General features: G+C 71.0%; 16 protein-coding genes. 6 read left to right on the top strand and 10 right to left on the bottom strand.

Translation table 11 applies throughout. From position 1 onward, the window contains the following. The first annotated feature begins 187 nt into the window (after nt 1-187). The 3 genes from ACTHMS_RS10045 to ACTHMS_RS10035 are packed head-to-tail and all read left to right on the top strand — an operon-like array spanning nt 188 to nt 3553. The gene (locus ACTHMS_RS10045; protein ID WP_440306521.1) at nt 188-961 is read left to right on the top strand and encodes an ATP-binding cassette domain-containing protein; all 774 of its coding nucleotides are present in this window, start codon (nt 188-190) and stop codon (nt 959-961) included. Continuing rightward, nucleotides 958-2343, top strand: coding sequence for a sugar ABC transporter permease (locus ACTHMS_RS10040; protein WP_440306520.1), 1386 nt, complete (start codon nt 958-960; stop codon nt 2341-2343). The genes ACTHMS_RS10045 and ACTHMS_RS10040 overlap by 4 nt, the downstream gene beginning before the upstream one ends. Before the next feature lie 10 nt (nt 2344-2353). Next, entirely contained in the window at nt 2354-3553 is a 1200-nt protein-coding gene (locus ACTHMS_RS10035; protein WP_440306519.1) for an ROK family protein, read from the top strand. Between the two features lie 16 nt (nt 3554-3569). Here ACTHMS_RS10035 and ACTHMS_RS10030 read toward each other — a convergent pair whose 3' ends face one another. The 4 genes from ACTHMS_RS10030 to ACTHMS_RS10015 form a co-directional block, all read right to left on the bottom strand. Beyond that, a complete protein-coding gene (locus ACTHMS_RS10030; RefSeq protein ID WP_440306518.1) occupies nt 3570-5453 on the bottom strand; it encodes an ABC transporter ATP-binding protein in 1884 nt (627 codons plus the stop codon). A gap of 151 nt (nt 5454-5604) precedes the next feature. Next, the gene (locus ACTHMS_RS10025) at nt 5605-5835 is read right to left on the bottom strand and encodes a helix-turn-helix domain-containing protein (RefSeq protein ID WP_440306517.1); all 231 of its coding nucleotides are present in this window, start codon (nt 5833-5835) and stop codon (nt 5605-5607) included. A gap of 231 nt (nt 5836-6066) precedes the next feature. Further along, entirely contained in the window at nt 6067-7683 is a 1617-nt protein-coding gene (locus tag ACTHMS_RS10020; RefSeq protein WP_440306516.1) for an ABC-F family ATP-binding cassette domain-containing protein, read from the bottom strand. Between the two features lie 51 nt (nt 7684-7734). Further along, a complete protein-coding gene (locus ACTHMS_RS10015) occupies nt 7735-9561 on the bottom strand; it encodes a chloride channel protein (RefSeq protein WP_440306515.1) in 1827 nt (608 codons plus the stop codon). A 156-nt stretch (nt 9562-9717) separates the two neighbouring features. Between ACTHMS_RS10015 and ypfJ the strand changes: the two genes are divergently transcribed. The 3 genes from ypfJ (at nt 9718) to ACTHMS_RS10000 (ending at nt 13113) form a co-directional block, all read left to right on the top strand. Then, entirely contained in the window at nt 9718-10671 is a 954-nt protein-coding gene (gene ypfJ / locus ACTHMS_RS10010) for a KPN_02809 family neutral zinc metallopeptidase (RefSeq protein WP_440306514.1), read from the top strand. A gap of 194 nt (nt 10672-10865) precedes the next feature. Further along, entirely contained in the window at nt 10866-12167 is a 1302-nt protein-coding gene (locus ACTHMS_RS10005; protein WP_440306513.1) for an MFS transporter, read from the top strand. 109 nt (nt 12168-12276) lie between these two features. Then, on the top strand, nt 12277-13113 hold the full coding sequence (locus ACTHMS_RS10000) for a hypothetical protein (RefSeq protein ID WP_440306512.1): 837 nt from the start codon (nt 12277-12279) through the stop codon (nt 13111-13113). Nucleotides 13114-13212: 99 nt separating this feature from the next. Here the strand turns inward: ACTHMS_RS10000 and ACTHMS_RS09995 are convergent, their stop codons facing one another. The 6 genes from ACTHMS_RS09995 to sufB all read right to left on the bottom strand — a co-directional run. Then, nucleotides 13213-13569 (bottom strand): metal-sulfur cluster assembly factor, encoded by a 357-nt coding sequence (locus ACTHMS_RS09995; RefSeq protein ID WP_440306511.1) that lies wholly within the window; start codon nt 13567-13569, stop codon nt 13213-13215. Next, nucleotides 13566-14018, bottom strand: coding sequence for a Fe-S cluster assembly sulfur transfer protein SufU (sufU, locus tag ACTHMS_RS09990; protein ID WP_440306523.1), 453 nt, complete (start codon nt 14016-14018; stop codon nt 13566-13568). The genes ACTHMS_RS09995 and sufU overlap by 4 nt, the downstream gene beginning before the upstream one ends. A gap of 2 nt (nt 14019-14020) precedes the next feature. Then, nucleotides 14021-15280, bottom strand: coding sequence for a cysteine desulfurase (locus ACTHMS_RS09985; RefSeq protein WP_440306522.1), 1260 nt, complete (start codon nt 15278-15280; stop codon nt 14021-14023). An 11-nt stretch (nt 15281-15291) separates the two neighbouring features. Continuing rightward, on the bottom strand, nt 15292-16044 hold the full coding sequence (gene sufC / locus ACTHMS_RS09980) for a Fe-S cluster assembly ATPase SufC (RefSeq protein WP_440306510.1): 753 nt from the start codon (nt 16042-16044) through the stop codon (nt 15292-15294). After that, complete coding sequence (gene sufD, locus ACTHMS_RS09975) at nt 16037-17182, bottom strand: Fe-S cluster assembly protein SufD (protein WP_440306509.1); 1146 nt, start codon at nt 17180-17182, stop codon at nt 16037-16039. The genes sufC and sufD overlap by 8 nt, the downstream gene beginning before the upstream one ends. Next, a partial coding sequence (gene sufB / locus ACTHMS_RS09970; RefSeq protein ID WP_440306508.1) for a Fe-S cluster assembly protein SufB occupies nt 17179-17934 on the bottom strand: 756 nt, incomplete at its 5' end. The genes sufD and sufB, both read right to left, overlap by 4 nt.

Genomic DNA, 17934 nt, shown 5'->3' with positions numbered 1-17934 from the left:
TGGCAAGAGGGTGGGGTGGGGCCCCCCCCCCGCCGCGCCCCCCCCCCCGGTTTGACCGGGGGCACGGCCAAACGGTTTTGACCCGGGGGAGCGGAAACCCGGTTTGAACTGGTGAACCGGGGTGGGTGCCCTCGGGGGGGGCGCCCCACCCCACCCTCTTGCCACCGCTCCGAGCACGAAGGTCGACATGCCAGCCATCCTGGAACTGCACAACGTGAACAAGAGCTTCGGCGCCGTCGACGTGCTCAAGAACGTCGACTTCCGCGCCAACGCCGGCGAGGTCACCGCGCTCGTCGGTGACAACGGCGCCGGCAAGTCCACGCTGGTGAAGTGCATCGCCGGCACCTACGTCCTCGACTCGGGCGAGTACCTGTTCGACGGCCGCTCGGTGAAGGTGCACTCGCCGCGTGACTCGTCCGAGCTCGGGATCGAGATCGTGTACCAGGACCTCGCGCTCTGCGACAACCTCGACGTCGTCCAGAACATGTTCCTCGGCCGCGAGCGCACGCGCGGCGTCGTGCTCAACGAGAGCAGCATGGAGCAGGCGGCGTCCGAGACGCTGCGCTCGCTGTCGGTGCGCACCCTGAAGTCGGTGCGGCAGCGCGTGTCGTCCCTCTCCGGCGGCCAGCGCCAGACCGTCGCCATCGCCAAGGCCGTGCTGTGGAACTCGAAGGTCGTCATCCTGGACGAGCCGACCGCCGCGCTCGGCGTGGCGCAGACCGCCCAGGTGCTCGACCTCGTCCGTCGCCTGGCCGACCGCGGCGTCGCCGTCGTGCTGATCTCGCACAACATGCTCGACGTGCTGAAGGTCGCCGACGAGATCGCGGTCATGTACCTCGGCCAGTCGGCCGCCCGGGTGCGCAAGACCGACGTCAACCAGACCCAACTGGTCGAACTCATCACCACCGGACAACTCGGTGGCGCGAAGGTGGATGGTGTGAAGAACGAGGTGTCCGCATGACCAGCCTGGACAAGTCGGCAACGCCCGAGGCGGACGAGACGACGACCGCAGCGCCCGAGGCCGCCACGTTGGCCGTGCCCCCGGGCGCGCTCGGCGAGAAGGTCGACCTGCGCACCTACGTCCACAACTACTTCCTGCGCGTGCGCGGTGGCGACATGGGCTCGCTGCCCGCCATCGGCGGCCTCGTCGTCCTGGTGATCATCTTCCTGATCGCCGAGTCGAACTTCGGCTCGCTCTACAACTTCGCGAACATGTTCCGCGAGGGCACGAGCACCATCTTCATCGCGATGGGCCTCGTGTTCGTCCTGCTGCTCGGCGAGATCGACCTCGCCGCGGGCTACACCGCCGGCATCTGCGCGTCGGTGATGGCCCGGCTCATGGACGGCTACGGCTGGAAGTGGTACGGCACGATCCCCGCCGCGGTGATCTGCGGTCTCGTCATCGGCCTGGCGATCGGCGTGCTGGTCGCGAAGCTGCGCATCCCGTCGTTCGTCGTGACGCTGAGCTTCTTCCTCGCCTTCCAGGGCGTGGTGCTGCTGATCCTGTCCAACGGCAAGGGCCAGCACGGCCAGATCACGCTGAGCGACAGCGTCATCAACGGCTTCGCCAACAACTACATGCCGCTCTGGGCGGGCTGGGTGCTCGCGGCCGTCGTGATCGTCGGCTACGGCGTGCAGAAGATGGCGGCCCAGGCCGCCCGCCGGCGCCAGGGTCTCGCCGGTGAGCCCGCCGCGGTGCTCGGGTTCAAGGTCGGGGCCCTGGCCGTCATCGCCCTGCTCGTCGTCTGGGGTCTCAACCAGAACCGTGCGCAGGGGCAGGCCCACCGCGCCGTCGTGTACGTGAACCACAAGCCGCAGTACGTCACGGTCAAGCCGCCGCCGGTCGAGGGCGTGCCCTACGTGATCCCCGTGCTGCTGGTGCTGTTCGTGGTGCTCACCTTCCTGCTGACCCGCACCCGGTACGGCCGGCACGTCTACGCCGTCGGCGGCAACGCCGAGGCCGCCCGCCGCGCCGGCATCAACGTCGACCGCGTCCGCATCTCGGTCTTCGCCATCAGCGCCATGCTCGCCGCCATCGGCGGCATCATGATCAGCTCGTTCACGTCCTCGACGGCCGCGAACGCGTTCGGCGGCAACACGCTGCTGCTCGCGGTCGGCGCCGCCGTCATCGGCGGCACGAGCCTGTTCGGCGGCCGTGGCCGCATCGTCGACGCGATCATCGGCGGCGCGGTGGTCGAGGTCATCTACAACGGCTTCGGCGACCTGTTCAACGGCAACAACAACTCGGCCATCCAGCTCATCGCGGTCGGTCTGGCCCTGCTGCTCGCCGCCGCCGTCGACGCCCTGTCGCGTCGCCGTGCGGGGGCGTCCGGTCTGGCGTGAGTTGAGGATCGTGCGCGCCTCCCCCGCGGCCCGTCCCGATGCGATCCGGCGGCACAACCTGTCGCTCGTGCTCGACCACATCCACCGGGACGGGGCGCTCACCCGGGCCGAGCTGACCCAGCGGCTGACGGTCAGCCGGTCGACGATCGGTGCGCTCGTCACCGACCTGGTCGACCTGGGGCTGGTCACGGAGTCGGTGCCGAGCGGCAACGACCGGGCCGGACGACCGTCGCACGTCGTCCGGCCGGCGCCCGACGGCCCGTACGTGCTCGCGGTCGACCTCGACGTCACCGGGGTGAGCGCGGCGGCCGTCGGCATCGGCGGGGCGGTGCTGGCCCGGCGCTCGGCCGAGTGGTCGAAGCAGGGACCGCCGACGCCGAAGCGCGCGGTCGCCGTCATCGCCCGGCTGCTGGCCGAGGTGCAGCAGGCGCACACCGGTCGTGCCGTCGGCATCGGCGTGAGCGTGCCGGGCACCGTCGACCACGACACCGGCGTCGTCTCGAACGCGCCGAACCTCGACTGGCACGCCGTGCCGTTCGGGCCGATGTTGAGTTCGCGCGCACCGATCGACCTGCCCGTGCACCTGGGCAACGACGCGGACCTCGGCGTGCTCGCCGAGCACCGGCGGGGCAACGGCCGCGGTGTCGACGAGCTCGTGCTCATCATGGGACGTGTCGGCGTCGGCGCCGGGATCATGGTCGACGGCAAGCTGCTGCACGGGCGGTACGGGCGCGCGGGCGAAATCGGCCACAACATCGTCGACGGACGCGGCCCCCGCTGCCACTGCGGCCGCCGCGGCTGTCTCGAGACCTACGTCGGCGACGCCGCGCTGCTCGACCTCGCCGGGCGGGCCGGTCCCCCCACGACGCCCGCGGTCGCCACGCTGTTCAACGACGCGCGCGGCGGCAACAAGCAGGCGATGACGGCGGTGCGCAAGGTCGCCGCGTCGCTCGGGCACGGCATCGCCGCGCTGGTGAACACGATCGACCCGCAACGCGTCATCCTGGCCGGCTCGTCGACGCACGTGCTCGACATCGCCCACGACGAGCTGCTCGGCGGCCTGCGCCGCAACGTCTTCGGCGAAGGACCGGACGTCGAGCTGGCCCCGCCCGCCCTCGGCGCCGACCTCGCGCTCGTCGGCGCCGCCGAGATCGCCTTCGGCTCGCTGCTCACCGACCCGGTCGGAGCCGTGCGCGCCCTCGCCGGCTGACCGCGCGTCGAGCGAATCAGCCGACGGTGCCGGCGGCCTGGCGTTCGAACTGGGTGCGGTAGAGCTCGGCGTAGAGGCCGTCGCGGGCGAGCAGCTCGGCGTGGGGGCCGAACCCGACGACCCGGCCCGCGTCGAGCACGAGGATGCGGTCGGCGTCCAGGATCGTCGAGAGCCGGTGCGCGATGACCAGCGACGTGCGTCCGGCCAGCGCCCGGGCCAGGGCGTCCTGCACGGCGGCCTCGCTCTCGCTGTCGAGGTGCGCGGTGGCCTCGTCCAGGATCACGATCTCGGGCGCCTTGAGCAGCAGCCGCGCGATCGCGAGCCGCTGCTTCTCACCGCCCGAGAGGCGGTAGCCGCGGTCGCCGACGACGGTGTCGAGGCCGTCGGGCAGCGAGCGGATGAGCTGCCCGATCTGGGCGTCGTCGACAGCCGCCCAGAGCTCGTCGTCGGTGGCGTCGGGACGCGCGTACACCAGGTTGGCGCGGATGGTGTCGTGGAACATGTGCGCCTCCTGGCTCACGACACCGATGCGGGCGCGCAGGGACGACTGCGTCACGGAGCGCACGTCGTGGTCGCCGATCAGCACCTGCCCGGACGAGACGTCGTAGATGCGCGGCACGAGCTGGCTGATCGTCGTCTTTCCGGCACCGGACGGCCCGACCAGCGCGATCAGCTGACCCGGTTCGGCGCGGAAGGACACCCCGTGCAGCACCTCCTGCGACGGCGCGGTGTCGAGCTTGGCGACGTCCTCGAGCGACGCGAGGGACACCTCGGCGGCGGTCGGGTAGCTGAAACGCACGTCGCGGAACTCGATGCTGCGGGCGTCCGTGGGCAGGTCGACGGCGTCGGGCGCGTCGTCGATCATCGGCGGCAGGTCGAGGATCTCGAAGACCCGGTCGAAGCTGACGAGGGCGCTCATCACGTCGACGCGCGCGTTCGACAGCGCGGTGAGCGGGCCGTAGAGCCGGGTGAGCAGCAGCGCGAGGGTGACGACCTGGCCGGCGTTGAGGTGCCCGCGCAGGGCGAGGTAGCCGCCGAGGCCGTACACCAGCGCCTGGGCGAGGGCAGCGACCAGTGAGAGCGCGACGAAGAACGCCCGCCCGTACATCGCCGACAGCACCCCGATGTCACGCACGCGGGCGGCGCGGCGGCGGAAGGAGTCGTCCTCGTCGGCGAGCCGGCCGAACAGCTTCACCAGCAGGGCCCCCGAGACGTTGAAGCGTTCGGTCATGGTGGCGTTCATCGACGCGTTGAGCTGGTAGCTCTCGCGGGTGATCGCCTGCAGGCGCGTGCCGATGCGGCGGGCCGGGATGACGAACAGCGGCAGCATCACCAGCGACAGCGCGGTGATCGGCCAGGACAGGCTGAACATCACGGCGGCCGTGAGCACCAGGCCGATCACGTTCGAGACCAGGCCGGACAGCGTCGAGGTGAACGCCTGCTGCGCGCCGAGCACGTCGTTGTTCAGCCGGCTCACGAGCGCACCGGTCTGGGTGCGGGTGAAGAAGGCGAGCGGCATGCGCTGCACGTGGTCGAAGACCGCCGTGCGCATGTCGTAGATGAGGCCCTCGCCGATGCGCGCCGAGTACCAGCGCTGCGCGAACGACAGCCCCGCGTCGAAGATCGCCAACCCGGCGATCACCAGGGCGATGTCGACGACGACGTGCACCGCACCATGACCGGTGATCTGGTTGACCACCCGTCCGGCCAGCACCGGCGTGACCACGCTGATCAGCGCGTCCAGCACGATGATGGCCAGGAAGATCGCGAGATCGCGGCGGTAGGGGCGCGCGAACGCGAACACCCGCCGCCACGTGCCCGGGGCGAGTTCGCGCTGTGTCACCGACGGGTCACGACGACCCATCGAGCGCATCGCGCTCATCGCGTGCATGGAGTCCATGGACAAGGTCTACCTCCGCGGGCGCCAACGTGCGCGCGCGGCAGGTTGTTCCGTCGACCCGGCCGATCGGACCGGTCCTGCCGGTCGGCCCGTCGCGGAGCGGCGGCGCTGGTCGTGGTTCGAGGCGCCGCCGCCTCTCACGTGCGAGGCGCTACTTGGCGGCCTTCGCGGTCGACTTGGTCTTGGTGCGGGTTGCACCGCCGCGGCCGCGCAGCGTCACGCCCGACTCGGACAGGACGCGGTGGACGAAGCCGTAGGAGCGGCCGTGGGCGTCGGCCAGTTCGCGGATGCTCTTGCCCTTGTCGTACGCCTTCTTGAGCTCGGCGCTGAGCTTGGTGCGGTCGGCGCCGGTGATCCGTGCGCCCTTCTTGAGTGCGGTCACTGTTGACTCTCCTCTGGTGTGGATCGACGGTGCCAGGAGGCGCCGTCCGTCCCATCCACAGCACGGGACGGCGCGATTCTGCGATCAATGACACCGCTCCCGCAAGATCCGAAGGGTCTTTGCGCAGCCTTGATCAGCGATCATTCAGCGGATCGGTCCAAGGAACGCAAAGATCGTCGACGAACCGTCGTTTCCGTGACAACAGTTGCAGGATGAAAACGTTGGACGCGATCAGGCCAGCGCGATGAGATCGGCGAGGTCGTCGCTCCAGGTGTCCTCGACGCCGTCGGGCAGCAGGATCACCTTGTCCGGCGACAGCGCCTCGACCGCGCCCTCGTCGTGCGTCACCAGCACGATCGCGCCGGTGTAGGTGCGCAGCGCGTCGAGCACCTGGTCGCGGCTGACCGGGTCGAGGTTGTTGGTCGGTTCGTCCAGCAACAGCACGTTCGCGGCACTCGTCACGAGTGCGGCGAGCGCGAGCCGCGTCTTCTCGCCACCCGACAGGACGCCCGCCGGCTTGTCGACGTCGTCACCACTGAACAGGAACGCGCCGAGCACCCGCCGCAGTTCGGTGTCGGACAGGTCGGCACGCCCGACCGCGGACGCCGCCGTGCGCATGTTCTCGAGCACGGTGCGGTCGTGGTCGAGCGTCTCGTGCTCCTGCGCGTAGTAGCCGAGCCGCAGGCCGTGGCCGGGGACGACCTCGCCGGTGTCGGGCTGCTCGGTGCCCGACAGCAGACGCAGCAGCGTCGTCTTGCCGGCACCGTTCAGGCCGAGCACCACGACGCGGGTGCCCTTGTCGACGGCGAGGTCGACGTCGGTGAACACCTCGAGCGAGCCGTAGCTCTTCGACAGGCCGGTCGCGCGCAGGGGCGTCTTGCCGCACGGCGCGGGCTCGGGGAAGCGCAACCGCGCCACCTTGTCCCCCACACGCACCTCGGCGAGGTTCGCGGCCAGCGCCGCGGCGCGACGGTCCATCTGGTGCGCGGCGCGCGCCTTGGTCGCCTTCGCGCGCATCTTGTCGGCCTGGCTCTTCAGCTGGTCGATCTTCCGCTCGGCGTTCACGCGCTCGCGGTGCCGGCGGCGCTCGTCGGTCTCGCGCTGCTGCAGGTAGGCCTTCCAGCCGAGGTTGTAGACGTCGACGGTGGCCCGGTTCGCGTCCAGGTACCAGACCTTGTTGATCACGGCCTCGAGCAGGCCGACGTCGTGGCTCACGACGATCAGCCCGCCGGTGTGCTGTCTGAGGAAGTCGCGGAGCCAGACGATCGAGTCGGCGTCGAGGTGATTGGTGGGCTCGTCCAGCAGCAGCGTGGTCGGCTCACCGGCGTCGGCGAACAGGATGCGCGCCAGCTCGACGCGGCGGCGCTGGCCGCCGGACAGCGTGCCGAGCGGCTGCTCGAGCACCCGGTCGGGCAGGCCGAGGTTCGCGCAGATGCGGGCCGCCTCGCTCTCGGCCGCGTAGCCGCCGAGGGCGGTGAACCGCTCCTCGAGGTTGCCGTACCTGCGCACCAGGTTGTCGTCGTGCGGGCGCTCGGCCAGCTGCACCTGGATCTTCGCGATGTCGCGGACGAGGGTGTCGAGGCCCCGTGCCGACAGCACGCGGTCGCGCGCGGTCACGTCGAGGTCGCCGGTGCGGGGATCCTGCGGCAGGTAGCCGATCGGCCCCTTCACGTCGATGCGCCCGGCGTGCGGCAGCGACTCCCCCGCCAGCACGCGCATCGAGGTGGTCTTGCCCGCGCCGTTGCGGCCGACCAGGCCGATGCGGTCGCCGTCCTGCACCCGCAGCGTGATCGGTTCGAGCAGGATGCGGGCGCCGGCCCGCAGTTCCAGGTCGGTGGCGGTGATCATGCAGGCTCCTCGGTCGGACGACTCGCTGGAGCCGGTGCGGACCGGTCGATTTTACCCCGCAGCGGCGGTCAGTTCGGCCGGACGAGCGCGGCGCCGCCGGAACCGCACCACCCGCGGACGCAGCACGCGCTCGGTCTCGCGGGCCTCCTGCAGGTCGCGCAGCCTGCCGGCGAGCAGGTCGGTGAGCGTGACGATCCCGAGCACCCGCGCCGGATCGTGCCGGTCGACGACGGGCATGCGGTCGACCTGCCGGGCGGCCATGACGACCGCCACCGAGCGCAGCGTCGTGTCGGGGTGGGTGACCACGGGTTCGGGATGGGCGAGCGACGCGACCGGCCGGTCACCCTGGTCGTGGTGCACCGCCGTCTCGAGCTGCGTGCGGGTGACCACGCCGACGAGCCGGCCCTCGCGCACCACCGGGTAGAGCGCCTGCCGCCGGTGCGGCAGCGACCCCGGGTCGGTGCCGGTGATGCCGGCGAAGGCGTCGGACGCGGTGACGTCGGCGGCGAAGGTGAGCACGTCGTCGGCCATCACCTCGCTGACGAAGAGGATCTCGAGCGGATCGACGTCGTACTCGCGGCTGAGGTGGTAGCCGCGGCGCGCGATCTTCTCGGTGAGCACCGACCGGCGCAGCGCCAGCACCGACACGGCGAAGGCGGCGGTCGCGGCGATGATGAGCGGCAGCAGGGCGTCGAGCCGGTGCGTCAGCTCGACGGCGAACACGACGCCGGTGATCGGCGAGCGCATCACCCCGCCGAGCACGCCGGCGAGCGCGACGAGGGCCCAGAAGCCGGGGCCGACGGCCGGGAAGACCTGCGCCTCGAGCGCGCCGAGCGCGCCACCGATCATGAACATGGGCGCGAGCACGCCGCCGCTGGTGCCCGAGCCGAGCGACAGCGACCAGATCAGCGTCTTGACGACGAGGATGCCGACGACGAGGCCGAGCGAGATGTGGCCGGTGAGCTCGCTGTCGATGACGTCGTAACCGACGCCGAGCGCCTGCGGCACGACCAGGCCGCCGACGCCGATGATCACGCCGCCGATCGCAGGCCACCACATCCAATGCACCGGCAGGCGCCGGAAGACGTCCTCGGCGGCGTACACGAGCACGGTCGCGACGACCGCGAGCAGGCCCGCGCCGACCCCGGACACGACGCAGAGCAGGTACGCCGTCGTGTGCAGGTGGAGCGCGCCGCTGACCGGGAACAGCGCGGCGCGGCCGAGCAGCGGCTGCCGCACCACCGTCGCCACGCAGACCGCGGTGGCCACCGGCACGAAGCTGCGCGGACGCCACTCGAACAGGAGCAGCTCGACGGCCAGCAACAGCGCCGCGAACGGCGTGTTGAACGTGGCGGCCATGCCCCCGGCGGCGCCGGCGACGAGCAGGGTCTTGCGCTCGTCCGCAGTGAGGCGCAGGCACTGGGCGAACAGCGAGCCGACCGCGCCGCCGGTCATGATGATCGGGCCCTCGGCACCGAACGGACCGCCGGTGCCGATCGCGATGGCGGCCGAGACCGGCTTGAGCACCGCCACCCGCGGCTGCACCTTGCTGCCGCCGAGCAGGATCGCCTCGATCGCCTCGGGCATGCCGTGCCCGCGGATCTTCTCCGACCCGAACCGCGCCATGAGGCCGATCACCAGGCCGCCGGCGACCGGCGCGAGCAGGATCACCGCCGGGGACGTGTGGCCGCCGTCGGGCGCGACGATCGCGGTGCCCCACCGCCCGTCGAAGACGGCATTGGTGATGACGCCGATCGTGCGCAGCAGCAGCCACGAGACGCAGGCGGACGCCGCGCCGACCGGGACGGCCAGGGCGGCGATGACGAGCATGCGTCGGGTGGCGGTGTAGTCGCCGAGATGGCCGACGTCGCGCGTCATGGGTGCTGCGTCCACCTGTTTCTTGCCTCCTCACACCGTTGCAGTGTGCATCTTTCCCGATGTCCGGGGATCGCGAGCACCCGGTTGCGGCATCTCACACCGTTGATGCGGGCAAGATGAGCGGGACGGGGGCCGACGACGGGCAGGAGCACGACGATGCGCTACAACGACGACGCGCAGCTGGACACGTCCGAGGTCAGCGACATCCGTGGCGGCGGTGGGGGCGGTGGCCTGCTCGGCGGGATGATCGGCGGACGCGCGGCCGCCGGCGGCGGGGTCGGCATCCTCGGCATCGTGGCGTACCTGCTCTTCACCTTCCTCGGCGGCGGCGGCGGGGGCGGTGGCCTCGGCGCGGCCGACGTCGTGCTCGGGCAGCTCGGCCAGGCCGGCGGGGCGCAGCAGGCCGACAACACCGAGGTGCAGCAGCAGTGCCGCACCGGCAAGGACGCCAACAACCGGCTCGAGTGCGCCGTCGTGGCCGACATCGACTCGATCCAGGCGTTCTGGACGCGCGAGCTGCCGACCGTCTTCGGCACGCGGTACAGCCCGGTCAAGACGGTGTGGTTCAGCGGTTCGGTGCAGACCGGCTGCGGCGCGGCCGACTCGGGCGCCGGCCCGTTCTACTGCCCGGCCGACAAGCTGGTCTACATCGACCTGAGCTTCTACGACGACATCAGGACCGAGTTCCAGGCCACCGGCGGCCTGTTCGTCGACGCCTACGTCCTCGCGCACGAGTACGGGCACCACGTGCAGGACCTGCTCGGCGTCGAGTCGAAGGTGCGCACGCGCCAGGGCGCGAACTCCGACTCGGTGCGGCTGGAACTGCAGGCCGACTGCTACGCGGGCGTCTGGGCGAAGCACGCCACCGAGCCGGGGCCGAACGGCGAGCCGGCGCTCATCAGCGACATCAGCCAGCAGGACATCGACAACGCGCTGCAGGTCGCCGCGCGCATCGGCGACGACTGGATCCAGAAGAACCTCGGCAACGGCCACGTCGACCAGAACACCTTCACCCACGGCTCGTCCGCACAGCGTCAGCGCTGGTTCTCGACCGGCTACTCGACCGGCGACCCCACGCGCTGCGACACCTTCGGCGCCGCCACGCTCTGACGCGCCGCCACCCCGCACCGACTGTTTGCGCCCCCACCTGTCGGCTGAGCGGCAGGAAACCGCCAGTAGGCGGCGCAAACCTCGACCGACACCGGCTGTTTGCGCCCCCACCTGTCGGGTGCGCGGCAGGAAACCGACTGGACGCGGCGCAAACCTGATCGACGGGGGCCGGGGCGGGCCGGGAGACTGGTGCGGTGACCCAGACCGTCCGCGCTGCTGACGCACCGCCGCTGCCCCGGCGCCGGCGCGGGCCGCACCTGGCCTGGACGATCGCCGCGGTCACCTTCGTGACCATGCTCGGCGCGGCCGGCTTCCGGTCGGTGCCGAGCGTGCTGCTCGACCCGCTGCACCGCGAGTTCGGCTGGTCGCACGGGCTCATCGGCGCCGCAATGTCGATCAACATGACGCTGTTCGGCGTCATGTCGCCGTTCGCCGCGGCGTTGATGGACCGCTTCGGCATCCGGCGCGTCGTCAGCTGCGCCCTCGTGCTCGTCGCCGCGGGCAGCGGCCTCACCGTCTTCATGCACCACGCCTGGCAGCTGCTGCTGCTCTGGGGCGTGCTCGTCGGCGTCGGCACCGGCTCGATGTCGATGGCGCTCGTCGCCACCGTCTCGACCCGCTGGTTCGTCGCCCGGCGCGGGCTGGTGAGCGGTGTGCTCACCGCCGCGACGGCCACCGGCCAGCTGATCTTCTTGCCCCTGCTCGCGACGCTGACCTCGCACCACGGCTGGCGCACGGCGTCGCTCACCGTGTCGATCGCCGCGCTCGCCGTCGTGCCGCTCGTGCTGGGGCTGCTGCGCGACCACCCGCACGACGTCGGCCTGCAGGCCTACGGTGCCACCGCGGCCGAGCCGGGCCCGCCGCCGGCCGCACGCACGGGCAGCAGCGCCGCGGCGGCGCTGCGCGGGCTTCGTCTCGGCCTGCGCACGCCGGTGTTCTGGCTGCTCGCCGGCAGCTTCGCCGTCTGCGGCGCGACGACGAACGGGCTGATCGGCACGCACTTCATCCCGGCCGCCCAGGACCACGGCATGCCGGTCACGGTGGCGGCGTCCCTGCTCGCGCTCGTCGGCGTCTTCGACATCGCCGGCACGATCGCGTCCGGCTGGCTCACCGACCGCTACGACCCGCGCGTGCTGCTGGTCGTCTACTACAGCGGACGCGGCCTGTCCCTGCTCGCACTGCCGTCACTGCTCGGCCCGCACACCGAGCCGAGCACGTGGTTGTTCATCCTCTTCTACGGCCTCGACTGGGTGGCGACCGTGCCGCCCACCGTCGCGATCTGCCGGCAGTACTTCGGCGCGTCCGCCCCGGTGGTCTTCGGCTGGGTGTTCGCCTCGCACCAGCTCGGCGCGGCGGTGGCTGCCGGCGGCGCCGGGTGGATCCGTGACCTGCGGGGCAGCTACGACCTCGCCTTCTACCTCGCCGCCGCGCTCTGCGCCGCCGGCGCCGTGCTCTGCGCCGCAATCGTCCCGAACCGGACAGCAGCCGCCGGCTGAGTCAAGGAAGATCGAAAAATTCTCGATCAACTCCTGGACAGCAAGATCCCTTTCGCCCTACGTTGCGCAAGATCGCGACGCAGGGGGCGGCGCGACGAGGGAGGGATCCATGACGAGACGAGCAGTGCTGGCCGGCGTCGTCGCTGCCGGCGTGGCACTCGGCGGCGCGGCGGTGGTCGACGCGTCGGCGGCCGGCGCGGCGACGCCGGCCAACCAGGTCACCATCCGCGTGTCCAACACCCACATCGGCTTCAGCAGCGGCCGGACGATCCGTCCGGGCGCATACACCTTCAAGGTCGTGTCGGCCGACGGCAAGGACCACACGATCCAGATCGGACGCCTGCACGCGGGCTACTCGCTGCAGCAGGCCGAGCAGGACCTCGGCAAGTCGTTCTCGGGTGACACCGCCGCGATCCGCCGCGTCGACAGCCGCATCACCTTCCGCGGCGGCGCCGAGGCGCACAAGAGCGCCGGATGGTTCTCGACCACCCTCGGCCCCGCCCGCTACGTCGTGCTCGACCAGGACGGCGGCGCGGTGCGCTTCCTGACCGTCGCCGGGGCGAGGCGTGCCGGCGGTCCGCCGCGGACCTCGGGCACCAGCACCGCCTACAGCTACGGCTTCGGTGCCGCCGGGCGGCTGCCGGCGAACGGCTGGGTGCGCCTCTACAACCAGAGCGACCAGCCGCACTTCTGGGTGTTCCAGCAGGTCAAGCCGGGCACGACGGCACGCCAGGTGCGGCGCTACTTCTCGCACCCGTCCGACGCGCAGCCGTCGTGGGCGCTGAGCGCCAGCACGAACTCGGGCGTCATCTCGCCGTACTTCGGCGAGGCGATGCACCTCGACCTGCCGGCCGGTGAGTACGTCGTCGCCTGCTTCTGGCCGGACGACGACTCCGGCATGCCGCACGCCTTCATGGGCATGTGGCAGATCGTGCACCTGAGCTAGGACGACCCGCACCGAACGACGACTTCCCCCCTCGTGCGGTCATCTCCGGACCCGGAGATCGACTGCGCGAGGGGGGAAGCGTCGTACTCGGGCGTCGCGTCAGACGTTGAAGCCGAGGGCGCGGAGCTGCTCGCGGCCGTCGTCGGTGATCTTGTCCGGGCCCCACGGCGGCAGCCACACCCAGTTGATCTTCACCTCGCGCGCGAGCGGGCGCGCGCCGCCGGTGAGGGCGGCGTTGGCCTGGTCCTCGATCACGTCGGTGAGCGGGCAGGCGGCCGACGTGAGCGTCATGTCGAGCGTGACCAGGGACGCGACCCCCTCGTCCTCGCCCGCGTCGATCTGCACGTCGTACACCAGGCCGAGGTCGACCACGTTGATGCCGAGCTCGGGGTCGACCACGTCGCGCATGGCCTCCTCGACGTCGTCCTTGCTCGGGCTGCTGATCGTCTCGGTCATGCCTGCTCCCCTGCTGCTTCGGTGACCGCGCTCTTCATGGCCATCCAGCCCAGCAGCGCGCACTTCACGCGCGCCGGGTACTTCGAGACGCCCTCGAACGCGATCGCGTCGTCCAACTCGTCCTCGTCGGCGTCGGTGAGCTCGGCCTTGCCCTGCGACTGCATGAGCGCGAGGAACTTCGCCTGCAGCGCGAGCGCCTCGTCGACCGGCTTGCCGACGACCAGGCCGCTCATGACCGACGTCGAGGCCTGGCTGATCGAGCAGCCCTCACCCTCCCAGCCGAGGTCGGCGATCGCGCCGTCCTTGACCGCCACCCGCAGCGTCACCTCGTCACCGCACGTCGGGTTGACGTGGTGCACCTCGGCGTCGAACGCCTCGGGCAGCTCGCGGTGCTGCGGGTGCTTGTAGTGGTCGAGGATGATCTGCTGGTACATCGACTCGAGCGGCAGCGTCATGATGTGAACATCTCCTTCACGGCCTGCAACGCCGACACCAGCGCGTCGATTTCCGCCTCGGTCGTGTACATGCCGAACGAGACGCGCGTCGTGGCCGGCACGCCGTAGCGCACACACACCGGGCGGGCGCAGTGGTGCCCCGCCCGCACGGCGACGCCGTACTCGTCGAGCAGCTGCGCGACGTCGTGCGGGTGCACGCCCTTGAGCGTGAAGGCGATCGACGAGCCGCGGTCGACGGCGTCGGCCGGGCCGATGATGCGCAGCCCGTCGACGGCCTGCAGCCGCGGCAGCGCGTACTCGACCAGCGCGTGCTCGTGCGCGGCGATCGCGTCGAGGCCGACACCCGTGACGTAGTCGATCGCGGCGCCGAGCCCGATCGCCTCGGCGATCATCGGCGTGCCCGCCTCGAAGCGGTGCGGCGGCGCGGCGTAGGTCGTGCCGCTCATGTCGACGGTCTCGATCATCTCGCCGCCGCCGAGGAACGGCGGCATCGCGGCGAGCAGGTCGTAGCGCCCCCAGAGCACGCCGACGCCGGTCGGGCCGTAGAGCTTGTGACCGGTGAAGGCGAGGAAGTCGACGTCGAGCGCCTGCACGTCGACCGGCAGATGGGGCACCGACTGCGACGCGTCGAGCACGGTGAGTGCACCGACGGCCTTTGCCCGCGCGACGATCTGCTGCACCGGGTTGATCGTGCCGAGGGCGTTGCTCTGGTGCACGAAGGCGACGACCTTGGCCCGCTCGGTGATGATCTCGTCGAGGGACGAGAGCACCAGGCGTCCGTCGTCGTCGATCGGGATCCACTTGAACGTCGCGCCGGTGCGCTGCGCGAGCAGCTGCCACGGCACGAGGTTGCTGTGGTGCTCCATCTCGGTCACGACGATCTCGTCACCCGGGCCGATGCGGAACCGCTCGGCGCCAGGGAAGGTCGTCGCGTTCGACAGCGAGTACGCCACCAGGTTGAGCGCCTCGGACGAGTTCTTCGTGAAGACGATCTCGTCGCGGTTCGGCGCGTGCAGGAACGCCGCCACCTTGTCGCGCGCCGCCTCGAACGCGGTCGTCGCCTCCGAGCCGAGGGTGTGCACGGCCCGCGCGACGTTGGCGTTGTGCTGCTCGTAGAACTCGGTAATCGCGTCCAGCACCTGCTGCGGCTTCTGGGACGTGTTGGCGCTGTCGAGGTACACGAGCGGGCGCCCGTGCACCTCGCGCGTCAGGATCGGGAAGTCCTTCCGGATCCGCTCGACGTCGTAGCTCACGATGAACCTTCCGGTCAGGCCGAGGCCGTCTCGTTGACGCCGAAGCGGGCGTAGCCCTCGGCCTCGAGCTGGTCGGCGAGGTCCTTGCCGCCCGACTCGACGATCCTGCCGTCGAAGAAGACGTGCACGAACTCGGGCTCGATGTAGCGCAGGATGCGCGTGTAGTGCGTGATCAGCAGCGTGCCGACACCCTGCTCGCGCACGCGGTTCACGCCGGCCGACACGACTCGCAGCGCGTCGACGTCGAGACCCGAGTCGGTCTCGTCCAGGATCGCGATCTTCGGCTTGAGCAGCTCGAGCTGCAGGATCTCGTGGCGCTTCTTCTCGCCGCCCGAGAAGCCCTCGTTCACGTTGCGCTCGGCGAAGGCCTTGTCCATCTCGAGGGCGGCCATGGTGCCGTTGACCTCCTTGACCCACGTGCGCAGCTTGGGGGCCTCGCCGCGGACGGCCGTCGCGGCCGTGCGCAGGAAGTTCGACACCGAGACGCCCGGCACCTCGACGGGGTACTGCATCGCGAGGAACAGCCCGGCCCGCGCGCGCTCGTCGACGGTCATGGCGAGGACGTCCTCGCCGTCGAGCGTGACGGTGCCGCCGGTGACGGTGTACTTCGGGTGGCCGGCGATCGAGTACGCGAGCGTCGACTTGCCCGAGCCGTTCGGGCCCATGATGGCGTGGGTCTCGCCCGAGCGGACGGTGAGGTCGACGCCCTTCAGGATCGGCGTGTCCTCGACGGCGACCTGCAGGTCACGGATGACGAGCTCAGACATCTTCAGTCTCCTCAACGGCTGTGAAGCCCAGCCGGCTCTCGATCGCGGTCATGATGCGGTGCTGCAGGTCGGGCAGGCCGATGCGCTCGACGACGTCGGCGAAGAAGCCGCGGACGACCAGGCGCCGGGCTTCGTCCTCGGGGATGCCGCGCGCCTGCAGGTAGAACAGCTGCAGGTCGTCGAAGCGTCCCGTGGCGCTGGCGTGGCCGGCACCGGCGATGTCGCCGGTCTCGATCTCGAGGTTCGGCACCGAGTCGGCGCGCGCACCGTCGCTGAGCAGCAGGTTGCGGTTCATCTCGTAGGTGTCGGTGCCCGTTGCCGTCGGGCGGATGCGGACGTCGCCGATCCACACGGTGCGGGCCGAATCACCGAGCAGCGCGTTCTTGTACAGCACGTTCGAGCTGCAGTTCGGCTGGCCGTGGTCGACGAACAGCCGGCTCTCGACGTGGTGGTCGTCGCCGGCCAGCGCGACCCCGAGCAGCTCGGCGCGACCACCCGGGCCGGCGAAGGTGACCGTCGGCGAGAGCCGCACGAGGCCCGAGCCGAGGCCGACCGAGACGTGCCGGAAGGTCGCGTCGCGGCCGACGCGTGCACTGTGCGCGCTGATGTGGATCGTGCCGGCGTCCCAGTCCTGCACCGAGACGGCCGACAGCGACGCGCCGTCGTCGACGACGAACTCGACGTTGGCGGTGTCGGTGGTCTGGCCGGTGTGGTCGAAGATCACCGTCGCCCGGCTGAACCGCCCGGCGTGCACGATCACGTGGCCGTAGTTGCGCCCGGGCTTGCCGTGCACGTCGATGACCACCGGACGCTCGGGCGCGGCCTCTGTGTCGATCTCGACGAGCAGCGCCTGCTGCGCACCGGCGAAGGCGAGCGCGGCGACGCGGTCGGCGGGCCTCGCCACCGAGCCGAACAGGGGGTGGTCGCGGCCGACGAGCTCGTGCCGCACGCCCTCGGGCGCGTCGACGGTCACCGTCTCGGTGCCCTCGTGCTCGTAGGGCTCGAGCACGTCGCGGATCAGCCGCACGGGCGTGAACCGCCACTCCTCCTCGCGCCCGCGGGGCACGGCGAAGTCGTCCGGGTTGGTGGACGTGAAGCGTTCGGCCGGCGAACCGGTCGGCTTGAGTACGGCTGTCATCCGACAGCGCCCTCCATCTGCAGTTCGATCAGGCGGTTGAGCTCGAGCGCGTACTCCATCGGCAGTTCGCGGGCGATCGGCTCGACGAACCCGCGCACCACCATGGCCATCGCCTCGTCCTCGGACAGGCCGCGGCTCATCAGGTAGAACAGCTGGTCCTCGCTGACCTTGGACACCGTCGCCTCGTGCCCCATCGACACGTCGTCCTCGCGGACGTCGACGTAGGGGTAGGTGTCCGAGCGGCTGATGTCGTCGACGAGCAGCGCGTCGCACTTCACCGTGGACGCCGAGTGGTGCGCGCCCTTGTTGACCTGCACCAGCCCGCGGTACGACGTGCGGCCGCCGCCGCGCGCCACCGACTTCGACACGATCGTCGAGGACGTGTGCGGCGCGAGGTGCAGCATCTTGGCGCCGGCGTCCTGGTGCTGGCCCTCGCCCGCGAACGCGATCGAGAGCACCTCGCCCTTGGCGTGCTCGCCGGTCAGCCACACGGCCGGGTACTTCATGGTGACCTTCGAGCCGATGTTGCCGTCGATCCACTCCATGGTGGCGCCGGCCTCGGCCTTGGCCCGCTTGGTGACCAGGTTGTAGACGTTGTTCGACCAGTTCTGGATGGTCGTGTACCGGCAGCGGGCGTTCTTCTTGACCACGATCTCGACGACCGCCGAGTGCAGCGAGTCGGAGCTGTAGATCGGCGCGGTGCAGCCCTCGACGTAGTGCACGTAGGCGCCCTCGTCGACGATGATCAGCGT

The organism is Jatrophihabitans sp., from assembly GCF_051960575.1.
GTDB lineage: Bacteria > Actinomycetota > Actinomycetes > Mycobacteriales > Jatrophihabitantaceae > JBQCEE01.
The sequence above is the reverse complement of the archived record's forward strand: the minus strand, read 5'-3'. Positions and strand labels throughout refer to the sequence as shown.

Coding starts and splice junctions, on each gene's coding strand:
- ACTHMS_RS10045 (WP_440306521.1), top strand. CDS start 188: ATGCCAGCCATCCTGGAACTGCACAACGTGAACAAGAGCTTCGGCGCC.
- ACTHMS_RS10040 (WP_440306520.1), top strand. CDS start 958: ATGACCAGCCTGGACAAGTCGGCAACGCCCGAGGCGGACGAGACGACG.
- ACTHMS_RS10030 (WP_440306518.1), bottom strand. CDS start 5,453: ATGGACTCCATGCACGCGATGAGCGCGATGCGCTCGATGGGTCGTCGT.
- ACTHMS_RS10020 (WP_440306516.1), bottom strand. CDS start 7,683: ATGATCACCGCCACCGACCTGGAACTGCGGGCCGGCGCCCGCATCCTG.
- ACTHMS_RS10015 (WP_440306515.1), bottom strand. CDS start 9,561: ATGACGCGCGACGTCGGCCATCTCGGCGACTACACCGCCACCCGACGC.
- ypfJ (WP_440306514.1), top strand. CDS start 9,718: ATGCGCTACAACGACGACGCGCAGCTGGACACGTCCGAGGTCAGCGAC.
- ACTHMS_RS10000 (WP_440306512.1), top strand. CDS start 12,277: ATGACGAGACGAGCAGTGCTGGCCGGCGTCGTCGCTGCCGGCGTGGCA.
- ACTHMS_RS09995 (WP_440306511.1), bottom strand. CDS start 13,569: ATGACCGAGACGATCAGCAGCCCGAGCAAGGACGACGTCGAGGAGGCC.
- sufC (WP_440306510.1), bottom strand. CDS start 16,044: ATGTCTGAGCTCGTCATCCGTGACCTGCAGGTCGCCGTCGAGGACACG.
- sufD (WP_440306509.1), bottom strand. CDS start 17,182: ATGACAGCCGTACTCAAGCCGACCGGTTCGCCGGCCGAACGCTTCACG.